At 46.7% G+C, this 21,091-nt stretch carries 18 protein-coding genes and 1 tRNA gene; 16 read left to right on the plus strand and 3 right to left on the minus strand.

The window, feature by feature from the left end; all coding sequences use genetic code 11:
• Positions 1 to 741: 741 nt before the first annotated feature.
• The 9 genes from ACXLDX_RS15565 to lpxD all read left to right on the plus strand — a co-directional run bounded on the left by ACXLDX_RS15565 (position 742) and on the right by lpxD (position 10,744).
• A complete protein-coding gene (locus ACXLDX_RS15565; protein WP_457578105.1) occupies positions 742 to 1,917 on the plus strand; it encodes an acetyl-CoA C-acetyltransferase in 1,176 nt (391 codons plus the stop codon).
• Between the two features lie 219 nt (positions 1,918 to 2,136).
• Complete coding sequence (locus ACXLDX_RS15570; protein WP_457578106.1) at positions 2,137 to 2,991, plus strand: 3-hydroxybutyryl-CoA dehydrogenase; 855 nt, start codon at positions 2,137 to 2,139, stop codon at positions 2,989 to 2,991.
• A complete protein-coding gene (locus tag ACXLDX_RS15575) occupies positions 2,943 to 4,235 on the plus strand; it encodes a M24 family metallopeptidase (protein WP_457578107.1) in 1,293 nt (430 codons plus the stop codon). The genes ACXLDX_RS15570 and ACXLDX_RS15575 overlap by 49 nt, the downstream gene beginning before the upstream one ends.
• A 326-nt stretch (positions 4,236 to 4,561) precedes the next feature.
• A complete protein-coding gene (locus tag ACXLDX_RS15580) occupies positions 4,562 to 5,341 on the plus strand; it encodes a DUF6125 family protein (protein ID WP_457578108.1) in 780 nt (259 codons plus the stop codon).
• Positions 5,322 to 6,104, plus strand: coding sequence for an enoyl-CoA hydratase-related protein (locus tag ACXLDX_RS15585; protein WP_457578109.1), 783 nt, complete (start codon positions 5,322 to 5,324; stop codon positions 6,102 to 6,104). The genes ACXLDX_RS15580 and ACXLDX_RS15585 overlap by 20 nt, the downstream gene beginning before the upstream one ends.
• A gap of 123 nt (positions 6,105 to 6,227) precedes the next feature.
• Positions 6,228 to 7,385: an acyl-CoA dehydrogenase family protein gene (locus ACXLDX_RS15590; RefSeq protein WP_457578110.1), complete on the plus strand. Its 1,158-nt coding sequence runs from the start codon at positions 6,228 to 6,230 to the stop codon at positions 7,383 to 7,385.
• Positions 7,386 to 7,456: 71 nt separating this feature from the next.
• Positions 7,457 to 8,008: a nitroreductase family protein gene (locus ACXLDX_RS15595; protein WP_457578111.1), complete on the plus strand. Its 552-nt coding sequence runs from the start codon at positions 7,457 to 7,459 to the stop codon at positions 8,006 to 8,008.
• A gap of 366 nt (positions 8,009 to 8,374) precedes the next feature.
• Entirely contained in the window at positions 8,375 to 9,544 is a 1,170-nt protein-coding gene (locus tag ACXLDX_RS15600; RefSeq protein ID WP_457578112.1) for an exo-beta-N-acetylmuramidase NamZ family protein, read from the plus strand.
• A gap of 159 nt (positions 9,545 to 9,703) precedes the next feature.
• Complete coding sequence (gene lpxD, locus ACXLDX_RS15605) at positions 9,704 to 10,744, plus strand: UDP-3-O-(3-hydroxymyristoyl)glucosamine N-acyltransferase (protein ID WP_457578113.1); 1,041 nt, start codon at positions 9,704 to 9,706, stop codon at positions 10,742 to 10,744.
• Positions 10,745 to 11,061: 317 nt separating this feature from the next.
• On the opposite strand, the gene ACXLDX_RS15610 is transcribed toward lpxD, so the two are convergent.
• From ACXLDX_RS15610 to gltX, 3 genes are all read right to left on the minus strand, one after another.
• Positions 11,062 to 11,469, minus strand: a complete 408-nt coding sequence (locus ACXLDX_RS15610; protein WP_457578114.1) for a FeoA family protein — start codon at positions 11,467 to 11,469, stop codon at positions 11,062 to 11,064.
• A gap of 176 nt (positions 11,470 to 11,645) precedes the next feature.
• On the minus strand, positions 11,646 to 13,340 hold the full coding sequence (locus ACXLDX_RS15615) for a glutamine--tRNA ligase/YqeY domain fusion protein (RefSeq protein ID WP_457578115.1): 1,695 nt from the start codon (positions 13,338 to 13,340) through the stop codon (positions 11,646 to 11,648).
• A 16-nt stretch (positions 13,341 to 13,356) separates the two neighbouring features.
• Positions 13,357 to 14,838, minus strand: coding sequence for a glutamate--tRNA ligase (gltX, locus tag ACXLDX_RS15620; RefSeq protein WP_457578116.1), 1,482 nt, complete (start codon positions 14,836 to 14,838; stop codon positions 13,357 to 13,359).
• A 489-nt stretch (positions 14,839 to 15,327) separates the two neighbouring features.
• On the opposite strand from gltX, the gene serA reads away from it, so the two are divergent.
• The 7 genes from serA to pth all read left to right on the plus strand — a co-directional run.
• Entirely contained in the window at positions 15,328 to 16,920 is a 1,593-nt protein-coding gene (serA, locus tag ACXLDX_RS15625; RefSeq protein WP_457578117.1) for a phosphoglycerate dehydrogenase, read from the plus strand.
• A gap of 145 nt (positions 16,921 to 17,065) precedes the next feature.
• Complete coding sequence (locus ACXLDX_RS15630; protein ID WP_457578118.1) at positions 17,066 to 17,389, plus strand: DUF1844 domain-containing protein; 324 nt, start codon at positions 17,066 to 17,068, stop codon at positions 17,387 to 17,389.
• A gap of 18 nt (positions 17,390 to 17,407) precedes the next feature.
• Entirely contained in the window at positions 17,408 to 18,292 is an 885-nt protein-coding gene (gene ispE / locus ACXLDX_RS15635) for a 4-(cytidine 5'-diphospho)-2-C-methyl-D-erythritol kinase (protein WP_457578119.1), read from the plus strand.
• A 163-nt stretch (positions 18,293 to 18,455) separates the two neighbouring features.
• Positions 18,456 to 18,531, plus strand: a tRNA-Gln gene (locus ACXLDX_RS15640).
• 39 nt (positions 18,532 to 18,570) lie between these two features.
• Entirely contained in the window at positions 18,571 to 19,509 is a 939-nt protein-coding gene (locus ACXLDX_RS15645; protein ID WP_457578120.1) for a ribose-phosphate pyrophosphokinase, read from the plus strand.
• Between the two features lie 280 nt (positions 19,510 to 19,789).
• Complete coding sequence (locus tag ACXLDX_RS15650; protein WP_457578121.1) at positions 19,790 to 20,419, plus strand: 50S ribosomal protein L25; 630 nt, start codon at positions 19,790 to 19,792, stop codon at positions 20,417 to 20,419.
• Positions 20,420 to 20,510: 91 nt separating this feature from the next.
• On the plus strand, positions 20,511 to 21,091 hold a 581-nt coding region (gene pth, locus ACXLDX_RS15655), incomplete at its 3' end, for an aminoacyl-tRNA hydrolase (protein ID WP_457578122.1).

Consider the following 21,091-nt stretch of genomic DNA (forward strand, 5'->3'; position numbering starts at 1 on the left):
CTTTTCATACTCATAAATGACTCCTTGCAATATAGATTTGAAAGTAACTTTCAGGGTGATGAATATACCCTTTTTTCTGTGACCAAGTGACAAACTGAGCGCTCGGTCGGTATCCTTGGGTGCAATAGATAATATATATTTATGTTTGTCAAAGGTTTTTTTTATTTTCGGGAAATGTTAAATGAATTGAGGTCAGAATCTTGAAACTGATGAATTCGGAGGTGACGATTATCTGCGGGAGACACGAGAATCAATATAACTCCTCACTTTATGTAACCTTAATCCTGCACTTTAACTTCCCAAAACCTGGCACATCTCCAACCCAACTGAGTTTCATGAAAGGTAATCAGGGAAAAATGAAAAACCGGTATTTGTAAGAATGTTGTAATATATTGAAATAACAACTTAAATTATTTTATCTGCCTGAGACATTGGATTTATAGGAGAAAATAAATACATGGAAATCCAGGACAGGTTATTTAAGAGTCTGTTAAAAAATGATTGACAAATAGAAAAGCGTCGGTCAACATCAATATGATTGAGCGCTTGGTCGGTTTTCTTTGCTGGTTTATTTCAAGATATTATGTAACTCCATACAGGTTAGTAACTCACTGTTTTATTAGTGATTACTTATCTGTTAAAAATTTTTACCGGCTAATCCATGCTCAGAACTGAAGGCTTTAAGGTGCCTTGAAATTGATACCTGAATACTGTAATTGGCAAATTTACCGGAGAAAAAATATGAAAGAAGCAGTGATAGTCAGTGCGGCAAGAACTCCTTTTGGCAGCTTTGGAGGGACTCTCAGCAAAATCGGAGCAACGGATCTTGGAGGACTTGTCATTCGGGAAGTTGTTTCCCGGGCCGGTATAGATGATTCGGTGGTGGATGAATGCATCATGGGGATGGTGTTACCCTGCGGTTATGGACAGAACCCCGCCAAACAGGCAGCTATCAAGGCGGATCTTCCTCAGAAGGTTGAAGCGATTACTGTTAACAAGGTCTGCGGGTCCTCCCTGAAAAGTGCCATGCTGGCAGCCCAGGCAATCCAGTGCGGTGATGCCGATGTCATTGTAGCCGGTGGTATGGAGAATATGAGTATGGCCCCCTACTATCTGGAAAAAGGGCGCTGGGGGCATCGGATGGGGCCTGGTAAGATAGAAGACCATATGGTTCACGACGGGCTGTGGGATATTGTCAACGATTTTCATATGGGTATGTCCAATGAGCTGATCTGCGAAAAATGGCAGGTCAGCAGAAAAGATCAGGATCTTTTTGCAGAAGAATCATATGCAAAGGCGTTGAAAGGTATTGAAAACGGAGTATTCAAGGAGGAGATTGTACCGGTAACCATTCCATTAAGGGGTGGAAAGACAAAACAGTTTGATACCGATGAGTGTCCTGTGCCCACATCCTACGAGAGTCTTGAAAAAATGCGGCCTGCATTTAAAAAAGATGGTGTCGGGACAGCGGGCAATGCTTCTGTTATCAGTGATGGAGCAGCCGCCGTAGTTATGATGAGCAGGGAAAAAGCAGAGGAACTTGGATGCACGATAATGGCAACAGTCGGGGCTCAGGCTTCCGCGGCCATTGAGCTTGAACATGTCCTGATGGCGCCTGTTCTTGCAATTCCGAAAGTTTTGAAGAAAGAAGGAATTACGGCGGACGATATTGAGCTTTTTGAAATCAATGAAGCCTTCAGTGGGACTTCGGTGGCGATTAACAGGGTTCTTGAACTTGATACGAATATTGTTAATGTAAACGGTGGCAGTGTGGCAATAGGGCATCCCATCGGAGCCAGTGGAGCACGCCTTCTGACAACCCTGCTCTATGAAATGAAAAGAAGAAATCTGAAAAAAGGACTGGCTTCTCTCTGTCTTGGTGGTGGCGAAGCCGTTGCCTTGATTGTTAAACGATGATCCAGGGTGCATTCTGACCATACAACTCATCGTAATTGCTCACAGGTACCCCAGCTTTTCACGGTCTCTTCTGTCCGCATAGGTAGGGGGCTATAGAGAAGAAGAGTCTGCAAAAATCTGTGGCAGGTGAGCAATTACAGTTCAGATGTAATAGAATCATACAGTTGTTACCCCCCCCGTGAAGAGTTACAACTCATCTATTATAAAAGGAGAAATACTATGCAGGTAAAGAAATTTGGTGTAATTGGTTCCGGTCAGATGGGTAACGGCATTGCTCAGGTGGCCGCAGCAAGTGGACTTGAAGTGTTGATGAGTGATATCGCGGAGGAATTTACCGCAAAAGGTATTGCCAATATAGAGAAAAACCTCAGTCGTTCAATAGATAAGGGTCGGATCAGTGCGGATGAAAAAGACGCAATTCTCGGTAGAATCTCCACAACGACAAATCTGGCCGATATGGCGTCGGTGGATTTTGTTGTCGAGGCAGCTGTTGAAAAAGAAGATCTTAAATTCGGTATTTTCCGGGAACTCGATGAAGTCTGCCCTGAACATGTTATTCTGTCAACCAATACCTCCTCAATCCCAATCGGCAGGATTGCCTCCCAGACAAAACGTCCGGAGAAGGTTATCGGCATGCACTTTATGAACCCTGTGCCGGTTATGAAACTGGTGGAAGTAATCAAAGGTCTGGCAACTTCGGCCGAAACCTTTGATATCACCTGGGAGCTCTGTGAGAAGTTCGGTAAAACTCCGGCAGAGGCCAATGATTTTCCAGGATTTATTGCCAACAGGATTCTGTTGCCCATGATTAATGAAGCAGTTTTCTGTCTTTATCAGAACGTGGGTAAGCCCGAAGATATTGATACAGTCATGCGTCTTGGCATGAATCACCCCATGGGACCGCTTGCCCTTGCTGACCTGATTGGTCTTGACACCTGTCTGGCTATTATGGAAACGCTGTATGACGGTTTCAAGGATTCAAAGTATCGTCCCTGTCCGTTGCTGAGAAAATATGTTGAGGCCGGTTGGCTCGGAAGAAAAACCGGCAGGGGATTTTACGATTATTCAAAATAGTGGCTGATCCCGGAACCAATAAGGAAATCATGAAAGAGACAGAGACAAAAGTTGCACCTGCAGGAGAAGTTGCCAGGAGAATAGACAGGCTGCAAAAAGCCATGGCCGGAAAAAATATAGACGGAGTTCTGATCCAGCAGAAAACTGATCTGTTTTATTTTGCTGCTACTGGACAGCAGGGCTGTCTTTATGTGCCGCTGGAGGGGCAACCGCTTCTCATGGTTGTTAAAGATTTTGAGCGGGCAAAAATGGAATCGCCCGTTGAAAATATTGTTTTTCTTGCCGGTGCGAAAAAAATTCCGCAAAGTATTGTTGATTTTGGCCTGTCACTTCCCGAAAAACTTGGTCTGGAGCTCGATGTTCTGCCTGCAAATCTCTATTTTCAGCAGCAGAAGATTTTCAGCCAGAGTGAATTAGTCGATATCTCTATGGAAATTCGTCTTCTTCGGGGAATCAAATCTCCCTTTGAAATTGAAAAAATCCGCCTGTCGTGTCAATTATCGGACAAACTGGCCAAACGGATGTCCGAGCTGCTGGAGCCTGGGAAAAAAGAGGTTGAGCTCGCGGGAGAACTGGAGGCGTATGCTAGAAAACTCGGTCACCAGGGGATTGTCCGTATGCGTATGTGGGGGGGAGAGCTCTTCTACGGTCACCTTCTCAGTGGTCCGGCAGCCGCGGTCTCCAGTTATCTTGCGTCCCCTACGGGGGGAAAGGGTGTGAGTCCCTTTGTAGCCCAGGGTGCCGGGTATAATATCATAAAAAAAAATGAGCCGGTTCTGTTTGATTATGTTTTTGCTGTTGATGGTTATCTTTCTGATCATGCAAGAATTTTTTCAATTGGCAAAGTTTCGGATAAAATTCTTGATGCCCACAAGGCAATGCTTGAAATTCAAAATGAAATTGTTGTGAAGGCAAAGCCCGGCGCTGTGACAGGTGAGCTGTATGAAATCATGGTTTCTACGGCGCAGAAACTTGGTTATGGTGAAAATTTCATGGGTGTGGGTGAAAGACGTATTCGTTTTACGGGGCATGGTGTTGGGCTTGAGCTCGATGAATTCCCCTTTATTGCCAAGGGACAGCAACTGGGTCTTGAGGAGGGGATGATTATTGCCCTGGAACCGAAAACTATTTTCCCTGGTGTTGGTATTGCTGGAATCGAAAACACCCACCTGGTGACCGAAAGCGGGCTTGAACCATTGACTCTGTTTCCGGATCAGATAACCGAGGTTAGTGCGGCAGATTAGTAAATCTGTGGCACCTGTGAACAATTACAGTTCAGAGGTAATAAAATCATATCTGATTATGTATGAAACTCAGCCTGTTATTTGTGAATCTGGGGATTGGGCCTGTTTTATCAGGCGTATTTCAAAAATCACATTAGACTGATTATAAAATAATCTGGACTGACACATTTTCATTTGAATTACTTATCAATTGAGATGTCAAGTGATTTTTGACCGTAGGCTAGCCTGATAAAACAGGCACATCCACAATTTGGCTGAGTTTCATGGGTAATCAAGAAATCATATGATTGCTACCCCTGTGACCAGTTACATACATGGAGGAGTCAATGTTTGAAAAGGCACGGAAAGCGCAGGAGCTTGGTCATGAAGAGACGGCAGAGTTTGTTCTGGAGCTCATCCAGAGAATCATTGTTCACCACGGTCTCTGGTTTGCCGAGGCAAAACATCAACTTGGCATGGAAAAGGCTCTGGACCTTCTTCACACTGTAACGAAAAAAAGTTGTGCTATTCAGATGAAACACCTGTCGGCTCTTTTGGGATTTGAGATGGCGGGAACAGTTCCCGAGCTCCTTTTGAAAATGGATCCGGAAAAGCTGCTGAAGCTTAAAGAAAGACTGGCAAAAAACTGGCTGGTGAATGATGGTGTATGGTTTCAGGCCATTGAATTTTCCGAATCGATGAATGATGCCAAAAGGTGCAATGATTCCTGCTGGGGTCAGTTTTCTCCCTACGAGGCTTCTGCCATCAGGAAAATGCTGAACCTGGGGCCGCAACCAGGGCTTGAGGGATTAAAGAGAGCACTCGGTTTTCGGGTCTATGAATCAATAAATGAGCAGTCCATAGTTGAAGAAACCGATGAGAGTTTTGTCTTTCAGATGAATAAATGTCGTGTACAGAACGCACGTAACCGAAAAGGCCTGGATGATTATCCGTGTAAATCGGGAGGGCTCGTGGAATACACTTATTTCGCCAGGGCTATCGACAGTAGAATTTCAACCGAATGCATAGGTTGCCCTCCGGATGCTCATCCTGCCGAGTGGTTCTGTGCCTGGAAATTTTCCCTTAAACCTGAAACCGGAGAAAAAAATGAGTTGGAAAAATATTGAAAAAAAAGTTGAGGCTGGAATTGCAACTGTTTCCATTAATCGGCCTGAGGCATTGAATGCGTTGAATAATGAAACACTGGTGGAACTGCTTGCCTGCTTTAACTCTATTGCGGCAGATCGTGAAATTCTCGTGGTAATTCTGACCGGCGGCGGGGATAAATCTTTTGTTGCCGGTGCTGATATCTCATTCATGGAGGGTCTTGCTCCAAGAGAGGCCAGAGAGTTCGGTAAACTTGGTCATGAGGTTCTCGGAGTCATTGAAAACCTTCGTCAACCGGTTATTGCAGCAGTAAACGGTTTTGCTCTGGGGGGAGGCTGCGAACTTGCCCTGGCATGTGACATGCGGCTCGCAAGTGACAGGGCGAAGTTTGGTCAGCCGGAAGTAAATCTGGGTGTTATTCCAGGTTTTGGCGGCACTCAGAGGTTGCCGAGACTGGTGGGAAAGGGGCATGCCAATGAATTGCTTTTTTCCGGGAAAATGATTGATGCTGCTGAAGCCGAAAGAATCGGTCTGGTTAATCGGGTTGTTCCCCATGATACTTTGATGACTGAATGCCTTTCCCTGGCGGAAATGATCTGTTCGAGGAGTCCGGTTGCCGTTCAGTTATGTAAAGATGCTGTCAATAATGGCATCGAAATGGATCTTCAGCGCGGGTGCGGTTATGAGGTCGATCTGTTCAGTCTCTGCTTTACCAGCAATGATCAGAAAGAGGGTATGCAGGCATTTTTAGGAAAAAGAAAACCGGAATTCAGCGGCAAATAAGATCAATAGGCCCCGATTCCACGGCTCAGCCATTTATGCCCGATGGGAACAAAAAGACAAAGAAAATCCAGCCTGCGGCGGGACAACCCTCAGTCGTGGATTTTCAGATAAACAGGAATGAATATGTATCTTGATCTGACAGAAGAACAAAAGCTCATCCAGGAAACAGCCCGTGATTTTGCCATGACGGAACTTGAACCGGTGGCGGGGGACCTGGATAAAGGTGGGAATGATGCGATTTTTTATGATAATCTTAAAAAGCTCGCCGAAGTAGGGTTCATGGGCCTGAACATAAAGGAAGAATATGGCGGCGCGGAAGCAGGGGTTATAGCCTTCAGTGTTGCCATGACGGAAATAGCGCGCGCATGTGCTGCCACGGCTGTCACAGTTTCCGTGAACAACATGGTCAATGAGGTCATTCAGGCGCTGGGAACTGAAGAACAGAAGCAGCAGTACATTCCTAAAATCTGCAGCGGTGAATATCCTGCGGGAGCCTTTGCTCTCACAGAGCCGGGAGCGGGGTCAGATCCGGCGGGAATGACAACTGCGGCTGTTCGGGACGGTGACGACTGGATTATCAATGGCTCAAAGATATTTATTACCTCAGGGTCATGTGCCGGTGTCTTTGTTGTCTGGGCCGTGACGGATCCAAAAGCGCCGAAAGGGAAAGGAATCAGCCTGTTTCTGGTGGAACAGGGCACCAACGGCCTTATTGTCGGGAAAAGGGAGGAAAAACTGGGACAGCACGCCTCTGCCACCAATGAGATTATTTTCCAGGATTGCCGTATTCCCGGTTCAGCCCTCATGGGAAAATTGAACGACGGTTTCAGGGTGGCGGTTTCTGAGCTCGCCGGAGGGCGAATAGGAATCGGTTCACTCGGTCTGGGACTGGGGCTTGCGGCCATGGACAGTGCAACCAGGTACTCTCTTGAACGAAAGCAGTTTGGCAGGAAAATAAGTGATTTTCAAGCAATCCAGTGGAAAATAGCCGATGCTTATACGGAACTTGAAGCAGCACGGCTTTTGCTGATGAATGCGGCATTCAGAAAGGAACAGGGGCAAAAGTTTGCAAAAGAGGCTTCCATGGCAAAAGTATTTGCCACCGAAGCCGCAAACAGGGCCTGCTATGAGGCTATGCAGATCCTCGGTGGATATGGCTACACAAAAGATTACCCAATCGAACGCTATTCCCGTGATGCCAGAATAACCACAATTTACGAGGGAACAAGTGAGATTCAGCGATTGATCATTTCACGGGAAATTCTCCAGTCCTTTTCCTGAGAGGAAACGTATAACCGGCAGGAGAATTACTTGAATGGAGTTTGAATCATACCTGGAGAGGAGGTTGAAGAATGCAGAACAGAAGCAACATACTCGAACGCAGGAGCATAAGACGTTTTCTCGAGAAAGAGATCGAGCAGGAGAAACTGGATAGTATCCTGGAAGCCGGGCGATGGGCTCCCTCATGGGGCAATCTGCAGTGCTGTGAACTTGTGGTTGTCCAGGATGGTGATCTGAAAAAAAAGCTGTCCGAACTGCTTTCAGCAAAAAATCCTGGAACTCCGGCAACGGCCAGGGCACCGGTTGTCATTGCGGTCTGCGGGCGACCAGATAAATCGGGATATTACAAGGGAAAACAGGTGACCAGGTATGAACACTGGTTCCTTTATGATCTTGGACTGGTCAGTCAGAATATTTCACTCATGGCCCATGAGCTGGGTCTTGGATCCGTTATTATTGGTTCATTCGATCACGAAAAGGCTGAAGAGCTGCTTCGTGTTCCCGAAGGGTATGAATTGGTTTCGCTGATCCCCATCGGTTACCCGGATATGGAACCGAAGCCGCCCAGAAGAAAGGAAATGGCGGAATTTGTCCATTTCAATACATTTTCCAACCGTTCATAATATTCAACCCTGGTTAAAGCCGCAGGCAGAATGGCACAAAAGTTTACATCATTTCATCGTTGATGTGACACAGGTAGAAATTATCCAATGTTTTTCAGGGCATCCTGGTTTATCCGGGATGCCCTTTTTTCCGCCATCATCTTTTTGACTTTTTTCTCTTTGCCCGTTAGAGTATTCGTCTGAAAAAGGTAACTCCTTACACAATGTTGTTAACCTAAGCGATGAGTCCCATTCTGACCTCGTCTGAGGGACGCCATAAACCCGTCCCCGGCTGCAGACACCCTCGGCCAAGGTCAGAATGGGACTTTCCGGAACCATATTATCCTTAAGTTAACGACATTGACTCCTTACAGGGACAACAATTCTATGATAAAAACGGGACTGGATGTCCTTGCAGACCAGCGGCAGCACGACTGGAAAGGTTGTCGATTCGGCCTGCTGTCCAATCAGGCATCCGTAAATGCGAAGCTTGAGCATGCTCGAGTGCTTCTTCAGAAAAAATTCGGTTCGCAATTCACGACTCTTTTTTCCCCTCAGCACGGTTTTTTTTCCGAAAAACAGGATAATATGATCGAATCTGCTCATCAGAGCGATCCTGTTACAGGATTACCCATTTACAGTTTATATGGGGAGTATCGTAAACCGACAGAATCCATGTTTGCCGATCTGGATATTCTTTTTATTGATCTGATTGATGTTGGTACACGGGTCTATACCTTTATCTACACTATGGCCTATTGTCTGGAACGGGCGGCTGAATGTGGAAAGAAAATTATTATCCTGGATCGTCCCAATCCCATCGGAGGTAAGCTGATCGAGGGGAATATCCTGCAGGATAACTGCAGGTCGTTCGTGGGGATGTATCCACTGCCCATGCGTCATGGTCTTACCATGGGAGAGCTTGCACTGCTGATCAACGCTGAGTATGGAATCGGGGTTGAACTGGAAATTATTCCCCTGAAAGGATGGAAGCGATCAATGACCTACAGACATTGTGGTTATCCATGGATAGCACCCTCTCCCAATATGCCCACACCTGAAACAGCCATGGTCTATCCCGGTCAGGTACTCTGGGAAGGAACGACCGTTTCTGAAGGGCGGGGAACTACGCAACCTTTTGAATTTGTCGGGGCACCGTACTGGAATCATGATGAAATCACCGATATCCTTGCCGGGGATGATTTGCCAGGCTGCATCCTGCGACCAGTTGTATTTCAGCCGACATCGGGGAAATGGTCCGGAAATAATTGTTTTGGATTCCATATATATGTTACTAATGAATCGGAGTTTCGTCCCTACAGAACCGGTCTGGCGTTACTGCGGGCTGTCATGGGATTATACGGGGGGGAATTTTCCTATAAATCACCCCCGTATGAATATGAATTTGAGAAACTGCCCCTGGACCTGATCATTGGTGATAAAGGTGTTCGCCTCGGACTGGAACAACAGGTCCCCCTTGATGAAATCGAGATGAGATGGCAGAAGGATCTGGCTGAATTTGATGAGTTGAGAAGAGAGTATTTTCTTTATCTCTGATTACGAGTCAGGATTCCAGACAAACCGGCATGGCTGAACTCCATGGTTCGGCTATTTATGCCCGATGGGTAGAAAAAGCCAATGAAAATCCCGACTGCAGCGGTACAACCCTCAGTTGAGACTTTTCAGATAAACATATTTTATAACTGGGGTACGGCTATGATTGAAAAAGAAGTTACCGTTGAAGTTCTTGCCGGGATGGCAGGGGGACGGGTTGATGGTGATGGTTCTGTCATGATCAGGGGCTTTGCCTCACTCGATCAGGCTGGGCCAGGGGATATGTCATTTCTGGTGAAAAAAAAGGATCAGGATCTTCTGAAAACGAGTCAAGGAGCCGCTTTTATTGTACCGGAAGGCGTGGAAGGCGATGGAAGTCGTCCCCTGGTCATTGTCAGAGACCCGTATCTTGCTGCGGCCATTGTTCACAGTTATATCCTTGAGGACGAATTTCAGGCAAAAGGAATAAACAGCAGGGCGTTTGTCGGTGAAGACTGCGAAATCAGTGATGAAATCACTATTGGTCCAATGGTTGTTCTCGGTGATCGGGTGACTATAGGAAAAAAAGTTACGATAGAGGCAGGGGTTGTAATCGGAAATGATGTGACAATCGGTGACGAATGTCTTATCAAGTCCAATGCGACAATATGTGACAGGAGTATTCTCGGAAACAGGGTAATTATTCAACCGGGAGCAGTAATCGGCAGTGATGGTTATGGATACGCAACTGACGCGAAGGGCTGTCATGTGAAAAGGCCCCAGGTGGGTAATGTGCGAATAGAAGATGATGTTGAGATCGGTGCCAATACGACTATTGACAGAGCCACGTTCGGAACTACGTGGATCAGGTCCGGCGCTAAAATTGATAATCTTGTTCAGGTAGGCCACAATGTTGTGGTTGGGGAGAACAGCTTGATCGTTGCCCAGGTTGGTATCTCCGGTTCGGTTACTCTCGGCAGGAATGTGGTCATGGGAGGACAGGCCGGAACAGCCGGTCATGTGAAAATCGGTGACAGGGTAATGGTTGCGGCCCGGGGAGGTGTGCATACTGATGTTGCCACGGGTGCCAGAATAGGAGGGGCACCGGCGATACCTGTACATCAATGGGCCAGAGCCAGTGCTGTTTTCGCGAAACTGCCCGAGCTGCGGAAGGAAGTGAAGAAACTCGGCAAGGCTGTAAAAAAGATTGAACAGCAGGATTGAAGTCAATGTCGTTAACTTAAGCGATGAGCCCCATTCTGACCTCGTCCGAGGGACGCCATAAACCCGTCCTTGGGGGCTTGACTGCAGCCGTCCTGGCTGCAGACACCCTCGGCCAAGGTCAGAATGGGTCTTTCCTTAACCATCTTGTCCTTAAGTTAACGATATTGACCTCTGAACTGTAATTGCTCACAGGTGGTGCAGATTTTTGCAGGCTCTTTTGTTCGCTATAGCCTACCTATGCGGACAAAAGAGACCGTGAAAAGCTGCTGTACCTGTGAGCAATTACCTTAATTTTTATTCTCCAGGGTTCCCTTAAGTTAAACGCTTGTCACAATAATGTTTTCAGAAAGTGCTGGATCCAGGCTGATGGTCCCCCCGTGAACCTTCAGAAGACACCGGCTTCCTTCTTCAGCACAGATTATATCAGCTTCGACGCCGGGATACACTCCCATTGCTGCCATTTTCGCACATATTTTTCTGTCACCTCTCACCTTGCAGACCCGGACCCGCCCTCTGCATTTCTGCAGGGATTCAGGTGTCGCATGTCGTCGGCATCTTTTTCTGCCGAAGCAGCTTTTGAGAGTGTCTGAAAAACGTCTGCAGCCGGTCGCTCTTTTGCTCTCGATGCCCGTAGTTTCACTGTTTTGCGGTGAATTTGTCCGTTCCCGCACCTTTGACATCTTGTTTGGGCAACATCCGGTTTTTCTTCCTCGTTTTCTGAGCATTATTCCCTCCCTTCTTCTGTTTTAGATAAAACAAACATAGTCAGGAGTCAACATCTTTTTAACGTCCGGTAAATAATTTAGGTGCCCCTCAATTATTTACCGGTCAAAACATGAAGCAACAGCTCACCGGGCAATTACCGCAGGAAGATTCAGCTGTTCCTGCGTGTTGAACCGGGTCAGGATTTTCTTTTTGCCCAGGAGTCTCTCAGAGTCACTGTTCTGTTGAGAATGGGTTTGTTCTGATCTGATGTTGTTGGATCAACGCAGAAGTAACCCTGTCTTTCAAACTGGATAGTAGTGCCCGGAGGGAGTTCTGCAATTTCCGGCTCGGCGACAGCCTTGTCCATGGTGATCATGGAGTCGGGATTGAGCTGATCTGTAAAATGAGTATTTTTATCTTCCTCCGGATTTTCGACTTTAAACAGACGGTCATAGAGGCGGACAGTAATATTTATACCTTTTTCGGCTGAAACCCAGTGTATTGTTCCTTTAACTTTTCTGCCGTCCGGGGCCGACCCTCCCTTGGTCTCGGGATCGTATGTGCAGTGAATTACAGTTATTTCACCGGTTTTCTCATCTTTTTCATGGGAGACATACTGGATGAGATATCCATAGCGTAAGCGAACCTCACGGCCGGGCCCCAGACGGTGAAATTTTCGGGGTGGATCTTCCATGAAGTCAGCACGCTCAATATACAGCTCCCTGGAAAAGGGCAGCATACGGGTGCCCATCTCCGGATTCTGGGGATGATTTTTTCCTTCCACTTCCTCCACGAGACCTTCAGGATAATTATCCAGGATCACTTTAACCGGATCGAGAACGCACATTCTGCGGGGAGCTATGGGGTTGAGGTCATCCCGTATGGCATTTTCGAGAACAGTCATGTCTATCCAGCTGTCACGTTTGCCCACTCCAATAGTTCCGGCAAAGTTTCGGATGGAGGCGGGGGTATAGCCGCGCCTTCGCAATCCGGACAGGGTGATCATGCGCGGATCATCCCAGCCGTCCACATGTCCACCTTCCACCAGCTGCATCAGCTTTCTTTTGCTCATGATGGTGTACGTGAGGTTCAGGCGGGCAAACTCAATCTGCCTGGGATGGCAGGGGGTGTTCAGGGTATCCAGAGTCCAGTCGTAGAGAGGGCGATGGTCTTCGAACTCGAGGGTGCAGAGGGAGTGGGTGATGTTTTCCAGCATATCTGAGAGACAGTGGGTGTAATCGTACATGGGATATATTTTCCATGTATTTCCTGTTCGATGGTGCTCTGCCTTCAATATCCGGTAGATAACGGGATCCCTCATGTTGAGGTTTGGCGAAGCCATATCGATTTTAGCCCTCAGAACATGACTCCCCTCTTCAAATTCTCCTTTTTTCATGCGCTTGAAAAGTTCAAGATTTTCCTCTGTCGGCCTGTTCCGCCAGGGACTTTTTTTTCCTGGTTCAGTCAGCGTTCCTCTGTATTCCCGTATTTCTTCAGCGGAAAGCTCACAGACATAGGCCTTGCCCATTTTGATGAGCTCTATGGCATATTCATAAAGTCGGGGGAAATAATCGGACGAGAACAGGGCACGCTCTCCCCAGTCAAAGCCAAGCCATCTCACATCCTCTTTAATGGCTTCCACGTAAATGCTGTCTTCCTTGCATGGGTTGGTATCATCAAAACGCAGGTTGCAGACGCCGTTATTTTCTTCCTTGATGCCAAAGTTGAGACAGATCGACTTGGCATGGCCGATGTGGAGAAAACCATTTGGTTCCGGAGGAAAACGGGTGATAATTTTGTCGTGTTTTCCACTCTTAAGGTCATCCGCGATGATCTGGCGGATAAAATCCAGTGGTTTGTCCTGTTTTGCTCTATCGTCTTTTTTTTCCATGTGATTGTTTTACGTTTCAGTTGGGGTAGAGTTTCTCTATATTTCTCAACCTGGCGACAACACGTTCACGACCGATTGCAATAAGAATGTCAAACATTGAAGGACCAGCAAGCTGTCCGGTAACCACGGTTCGCATACCATTAATTATGATACCGGGTTTAATTTCAAGTTCTGCGGCGAGTTCACGGGCCACACGCTCTGTTTCTGCCAGGGTAAACCGTTCGAGAGTTTCATAGCGGTCAGCCAGCTGAGGCAGCCATTGTTTCAGTCCCTCGTGTTTCAGTATATTCTTTTTCAGCGGTTTTTGTTCAACCGTGTAGTCATCACTGAAATAGGCTCTGCCAGCTGAAGTGAAATCTTTCAATGTGTGAAACCTGTCACGGATAAGGTCCAGTGTTGCAAGGTACCATTCTTTTTTATCAGTTTCATAAGCCGGGTCCCACAGTGCTTCGTTTTTCAGTTCCACGGCAACCATTTTTCCAAGTTCCTCAATATCCATTGTTCGCAGGTAGTGTTCATTTATCGAGATTGCCTTGGGGTCCGTGAAGAATTTGGGGTCATTTTTTCTGTAGTTGAAAATAGAGCTGGACTTGTTGATACGTTCTAGAGAAAAGCTTTCTATCAGTTCTTCCCGGGAAAAAATCTCACGGTCATCTCCGGCTGACCAGCCAAGCAGGGCCAGGAAATTATTCAGTGCCCATGGGATGAAACCATGGTCACGGTAAAACTGAACAGAGACTATTTCTCCGTGACTTCTCTTGGAGATTTTTGCCTTTTTCGTGTCGAGGGTCAGCGGCATATGGGCAAATACGGGCAAAGGTGCCCCCAGTGCCTCGTAGAGGAGAATCTGTTTGATGGTATTGGTCATATGGTCCTGTCCACGAATAATATGAGTGATTCCATCACGGATATCATCCGTAACATTGCAGAGCAGGTAGAGAGGCTTGCCGTTTGAGCGGACAATGACGAAGTCGTCAATTTCCCTGTAATCGGAGGTAATATGGCCAAGAATTTTGTCGTCATAGCCGACAGTGCCACTTCTTTCGGGAACTTTGAATCGTATGACGTATGGGATACCGGCCGTTTCTTTTTCCTGGATCTCCTCTTGAGAGAGATTCCTGCAGGTTCTGTCATATCCCAGCGGCTTCTTGGCAGCAAGGGCCGCTTCACGTCTGGCGTCCAGTTCTTCCTTTGTACAGAAACACTTATAAGCCTGGCCGGATTGAAGCAGTTTATCGGCACTGGCCTTGTGGTCATCACTGAAATCGGTCTGGAAATACGGCCCTTCATCAAAATCGATACCCAGCCATTCAAGCCCGTCAAGGATGCCCTGGATGGATTCCTTTGTTGAGCGGTCAGTATCAGTGTCTTCAATGCGGAGAATGAGTTTTCCTCCGGTCTTTTTCGCGTAAAGCCAGTTATAAAGTGCAGTTCTGGCTCCACCTATGTGCAGATACCCGGTGGGGCTCGGTGGAAATCGTAATCGTGTTTCTGTCATGCAGTTGGCTCCTCGAAATAAAAAAAATATAATATGGAGATAATAAAATCAAAAAATTATTGTTCCCGTGATCAGTCACAACGTGGAGAGTGTCCGGTGATACGGTAATGAATCTTCTGCAACTGGTCATACACTCAGGATGATGGCTGATATATATATGCTTATGCCGGAATCTTCAACCTGAATTGAATATTTTGTACCAGTTCGGACTTTCATTCAGCCTGAATGGTCGGATGATGATCCGGTGACCGGGCGGCTTTGACAATAATTTACGGAATCCGTAATTTTGCTGCACTCACCTGGAGTTTTTTTGTTGTTCTTCACACTCTTACCCTGTATATTTTCCTCTCTGTATTTGCATGTTGATTCCCGATACGCTTATTTTTCCGTTATAAGCCAACGAGACAATTTGTATTTTATTCTTTTTATATTAAATAGTTGCGTGTTTTCTGTGCAATCTCGGCCAAAAAATTAATGGTGGAAAATATTATGAAAGTACTGATCAGTGATAATTTGTCAAAATCCGGTGTGGAAATTCTGAAGAAAGCCGGGCTGGAAGTTGACGTCAACACCGGACTGGCACCGGAAGAACTGAAAGCGATCATAGGGGAATATGACGGCCTTGTAATCCGTAGTGCGACAAAAGTAACGGCGGATATCCTTGATGCGGCCCATCGGTTGAGGGTGGTCGGCCGTGCCGGAATAGGTCTGGATAATGTGGATATTCCCGCGGCGAGTCAACGCGGTATCGTGGTGATGAATGCCCCCGACGGAAACGCAACCACGGCTGCCGAGCATGCCATTGCCATGATGATGGCTCTTTCCCGTAATATTCCACGTGCCTGTTCCTCCATGAAGGCTGGAAAATGGGAAAAGAAAAAATTTATGGGAAGAGAGGTGACCGGCAAGGTGTTCGGTGTGGTCGGTATGGGCAGAATCGGGGGCATTGCTGTCAGCCGTGCCCAGGGACTGAAAATGAAAACCATTGCCTATGACCCTCATCTTCCCGCGGAAATAGCTGAGAAACTTGGTGTCGAACTGGTCTCCTTATTGGATCTTGCCAGACGTTCCGATTATATATCAGTACATGTGCCTCTGACTTCTGAAACAAAGAATCTTGTTTCCTCCGATTTTTTTGAAAATATGAAGAATGACGGTATGTTCATCGACTGTGCCAGGGGAGGTGTCTGTGATGAGGAAGCATTGTATGACGCTCTTGTCAATAACAGAATCGGAGGAGCGGCCCTTGATGTCTTTGCCAATGAGCCCACTAACCTGGAAAACTGTCCGCTTCTTGGTTTGGATAATTTCATCTGCACTCCCCATCTCGGGGCCTCGACCAGTGAGGCCCAGGAAAATGTAGCCACCATTATAGCAGAACAACTTGCTGATTATCTATTGAAAGGGGCTGTCACCAATGCGGTGAACGTTCCTTCCGTCAGTGATGAAGTTCTGGCCCAGGTGGGACCGTACCTGACCCTGGGAGAGATGCTCGGATCTCTCCATATGCAGATTGCCAAAGGTGGAATTGAGGAAATCAACCTGGAGTACGGTGGTGAGCTTGCCGAGCTGAACATCACTCCGGTTACGGTAGCATTTCTGAAAGGCCTTTTTACCCCGATCCTGAAAGATGCAGTTAATTTTGTCAATGCTCCTGTTATTGCCAAGGATAGAGGAATCAAGGTTGTTGAGTCAAAAACTGAAAAAGCCGATGATTTCACCAATACGCTCTCCATAAAAGTGGTAACGAACAAGGGTGAAGATGTCCTTGTCGGGACAGTTTTTGGGAGAAGGGAGCCCCGGCTGGTCAGGTTGAACAGTTTCAGGCTGGAGGCCCTGCCCTCCGGACCCATGCTGCTGGTTTACAACAAAGATGTTCCCGGAGTGATCGGAGCTCTCGGCACTACGCTTGGAGAGGCGGGCGTCAATATTTCAAGGATGACTGTGGGCCGTGAAGAGGAGAGCAATCAGAACGTTATTTTGCTCAGTACCAATGAATTGATCTCAAAAGAGTTGCTAAAACGGGTAAGGAGTCTTAAAAATATAGCAGATGCTCAGGTGCTGGATCTGCCGGGCATGTGAAGAGCAGAAGATATGACGATTAAGGCAGAGGGAGCAGGGTTACAGAATGTTTAAGTGAACCTTGCTCCTTTTTTGATAATTACCTTTTTGTCTTGTGCATTATGAAGAAATGAGATTGTCGGAACCTCTAAAGGAGAGTGAAAAAATGGCAGGAGAAAAACAGGAGAGTGATTGCGGATGTGGTGAAGGAAAAGTACCCGACAGAGAAGGAAAATGTGTCATGCCGGAGGTGACTTTTTCCGCCTTTGTCATGTCACTTAACACATCCGTACTTTTTCATCTGGGTGAAATCGTTGACCCGGCAACGGGGGAGAGGGTTGTCGATCTGGAACTGGCGCGCCATGGAATTGACACTCTGGAGCTTATTCAGAATAAGACAAAGGGAAATCTTTCTTCAGATGAAGAGGAGATGCTGAAGAATATTTTATACGATATCAAACTCAGGTTCGTTAAAGCGGTCAAGAAGTAGAAGGAATCACAGAATATCATGCCACTTTCAGCCAGGAAGATTCGGCTTCGTGCGCCGGCAAAGATAAATCTCTGCCTGAGTGTGCTCAAACGTCGACAAGACGGTTATCATGAACTTGAAACCTGGATGCAGAAACTGGATCTGTGTGACCTGCTGACTGTTGAACTGGTGGACAGGTCAGGTATCAGTCTGACCTGCAGTGATCCAGGTCTTCCTGCAGGCAGAGATAATCTTGTTTTCCGTGCAGCGGAGTTTTTTCTGAATGAAGTGGCTGGATCGGTTTCCGCCGGTGTAAAGATATTTCTTGAAAAAAAAATCCCGGTTGCCGCAGGGCTGGGTGGAGGAAGCAGTGATGCGGGAGCTGTATTGAAGGGTTTGAACAGATTGTACGGAGAGCCTTTGTCCGAAGATAAACTTTTACAGCTTGGTCGTCGTCTTGGTGCAGATGTCCCTTTCTTTGTGGCGAATCATGATGCGGTGATAGCCCGTGGAATAGGAGATATCATGTATCCTGTAGATTCTCTGGTAGATTATATCTTTGTTCTGGTGAACCCGGGTTTTTCCGTTTCAACCCGCTGGGTATTTGATAATTTATTCTTGACAACTGCAGACAAAAAATATAAGTTGTCTTGCTTTCAAAAGCGCAAAACAGGTTTTTTACCGTTGGACCTGATGCATAATGACCTTGAAAAGGTTACCTGTGCAAGGTACTCTGAAATTGACAGAATGAAACGAATGTTGTTGGATTCCGGGGCATCGAAAGCATTGATGTCAGGCAGTGGCGCAACTGTCTTCGGGGTTTTCCCCCGCAAGGAGAAACCGGATGAGTGGGATTTTGAACGCGTTGCCGGTAGATTAATCCGCAAGTTCGGAGATAAAGTATTCATAACAAAAGCAAGGTAGTTGGTCACAGGGATAGCAACTCTATGATTTTATTACCTCTGAAGTGTAATTGTTCACCTGCCGCAGATTTTTGCTGGCTCTTTTCTTCGCTTTTACCTACCTATGCGGACAAAAGAGACCACAGAAAAACTGGGGTGCCCGTGAGCAATTATAAAGCAAGCGCTGGGGCGTGGCCAAGTGGTTAAGGCACCGGGTTTTGATCCCGGCATTCGTAGGTTCGAATCCTACCGCCCCAGCCATCGGAGCATGTCTACCTGCTCTTAACATAATTCGATACAATGCCTAATATAATAAAGGTTTTTTCGGGTAACGCTCACAGGCAGATGGCTCAGGAAATTGCAGCCCATCTGCATCTGCCCCTGAGTGAAGCTGAAGTAAAGAAATTCAGCGATGGTGAGATCTTTGTCGAAGTGAAAGAAAACGTCCGCGGTACGGACGTTTTTGTCGTTCAGCCCACCTGTACACCGGTGAATGATCATCTGATGGAACTGGTTATTATGGTGGATGCACTCAGACGTGCTTCGGCCAGGCGTATAACTGCGGTTGTGCCGTATTACGGATACGCCCGACAGGACAGAAAAAATGCCCCGAGAGTGCCCATCACTGCCAAGGTGGTGGCGGAAATGTTTATGGCTGTTGGTGTACGACGTGTTTTATGCATGGATCTTCATGCGGGCCAGATCCAGGGTTTCTTTAATATTCCAGTGGATCATCTTTATGCGGCCCCGGTAGTTCTCAAATATATCAAAGAAAATTTTTCTGATGTCATAATGGTTTCTCCTGATGCCGGCGGGGTTGAGAGAACAAGGGCATTTGCCAAGAGATTGAATTCGGGCCTGGCCATTATTGACAAGCGTCGTGATAAACCCAATGAGTGTGAGGCGATGCATGTGATCGGTGATGTGGCTGGTAAGGTAGCCATCCTGATGGACGATATGGTCGATACGGCTGGAACACTGTGTGCGGGAGCAGCAACACTGTTGAAAAATGGAGCAAAGGAAGTTCATGCCTGTTGTTCTCATCCTGTCCTTTCCGGACCGGCTATTGAACGAATCAACAATTCTGAGCTGAAATCGCTGGTTGTGACCAACTCCATACCCCTGAGGGAGGAAGCTCAGAAATGTGAGAAGATTAAGGTGCTGTCTGTTTCCGAGTTGCTCGCCGATGCGATCAACAGGATTCATAATGAGGATTCGGTGAGTTATCTTTTTGTTTAGTGTCCCGTCTACACTGCTCTGACGTGACAGAAGTCGCTTGTTGTGCAGGATTATTATTTAGTATTTACTCACAGGTATCCCGGATTTTTGCGGTCTCTTTTGCTGACACAGGTGGGAAAAGGGAACAGTAGAGCCTGTAAAAATCTGTGGCAGGTGAGCAATTACAGTTCAGATGTAATAAAATCATAGAGTTGTTGCCCCTGTGAGGAGTTACAATTTATTAATGAATATGGTCAGTCACTGAGTCATTCAGGAGTGGCTGTTTTGTAAAGGAGGAATTATGCTTCAGGTTGAAATGTCTGCTTCTCTCAGGTCGGTAGCCGGAAAGGGTGCGATGCGGAGACTGCGTATGGATGGGATGACTCCCGCAGTTGTGTATGGAAGTGGTGGTGATGCTGTTTCTCTACAGCTGGAGACCAAAACACTCACCGGAAAATTACTGGATATTTATCGGCGTAATGCGATTGTCACCTTGAAAATCGACGGAAAGGAAGAGAAAAGTGTGCTGATAGGTGAAGTGCAGACCCATCCGGTTCGTGACACATTGATTCACGTTGATTTCTGTGAAATCGATCTGGAAAAGGATCGTGCGTTTGATGTGCCGGTTTTCTATGATGGGCCTGCCAAAGGTGAAGATCTTGGTGGAGAACTGCTGGTGCATAACTCGACAATCGTTCTAGAGGGAAAACCTCTTGATATTCCTGATGAATGTACTGTTAATATCAAGGAAATGGTGATTGGTGATGTGGTCAAATGTGGCGATATTGCTCTGCCGGAAGGGATCAAAATGAAAACTGACCCGAAAGCGATAGCCATTGCCGTGGTGAAAGCGGGTATCAAGATTGATCCTGAGGATATGGAAAATACTGAAGAGGAAGAAGAGGCCGCTGAAGTTGAAGCTGCCGCCTGATTTTTGATCTTTCCAAAAGGTTGTTTTTTAAAGTCCGGGAGAATCACTTTCCCGGACTTTTTTTGTTTCCATCAGGGGGCATGGTAGAGTTATGAGCAGCAGGAATTCAATCATCGTCGGTCTTGGTAACAAGGGTGGTGAGTATGAGGGGACCAGGCACAATATAGGTTTTATGGTTCTGGATGAACTTGCGGACAGATGGCGTATTGACATAGACCGCCTTAAATGGGATTCCCTTTCAGGGACGGGACGTCTTTTTGGACAAAGCCTTTTCCTGTTGAAACCCATGACGTATATGAATCTCAGTGGTAAAGGTGTCGTTGAGTATGCTCGCTTTTTTAAAATAGATCCTGATCGGATATTGGTCATTCAGGATGATCTGGATATGGCAGCAGGTCGAATCAAACTGGTCAGGGGGGGTGGGGCCGGTGGGCATAAGGGCATTCTCTCTGTGGTGCAGCACCTTGGGACAAAAGATTTTTTTCGTTTGAAAATCGGTATTGGTCGTCCGGGTCAGGGTGGTGTGCATCGTGATTTTCCGGTGGAAAAATATGTACTCAGCCGCTTGACGGATGATGAAGTCAATCTGTTGTCAGACCGGTATGATCAGCTGGAACAGGGTCTTCGTGTTTTTTTTGAGGAGGGAGCACCCCGTGCCATGTCTCTCCTTAA

It is taken from the genome of Desulfomarina sp., from assembly GCF_054039375.1.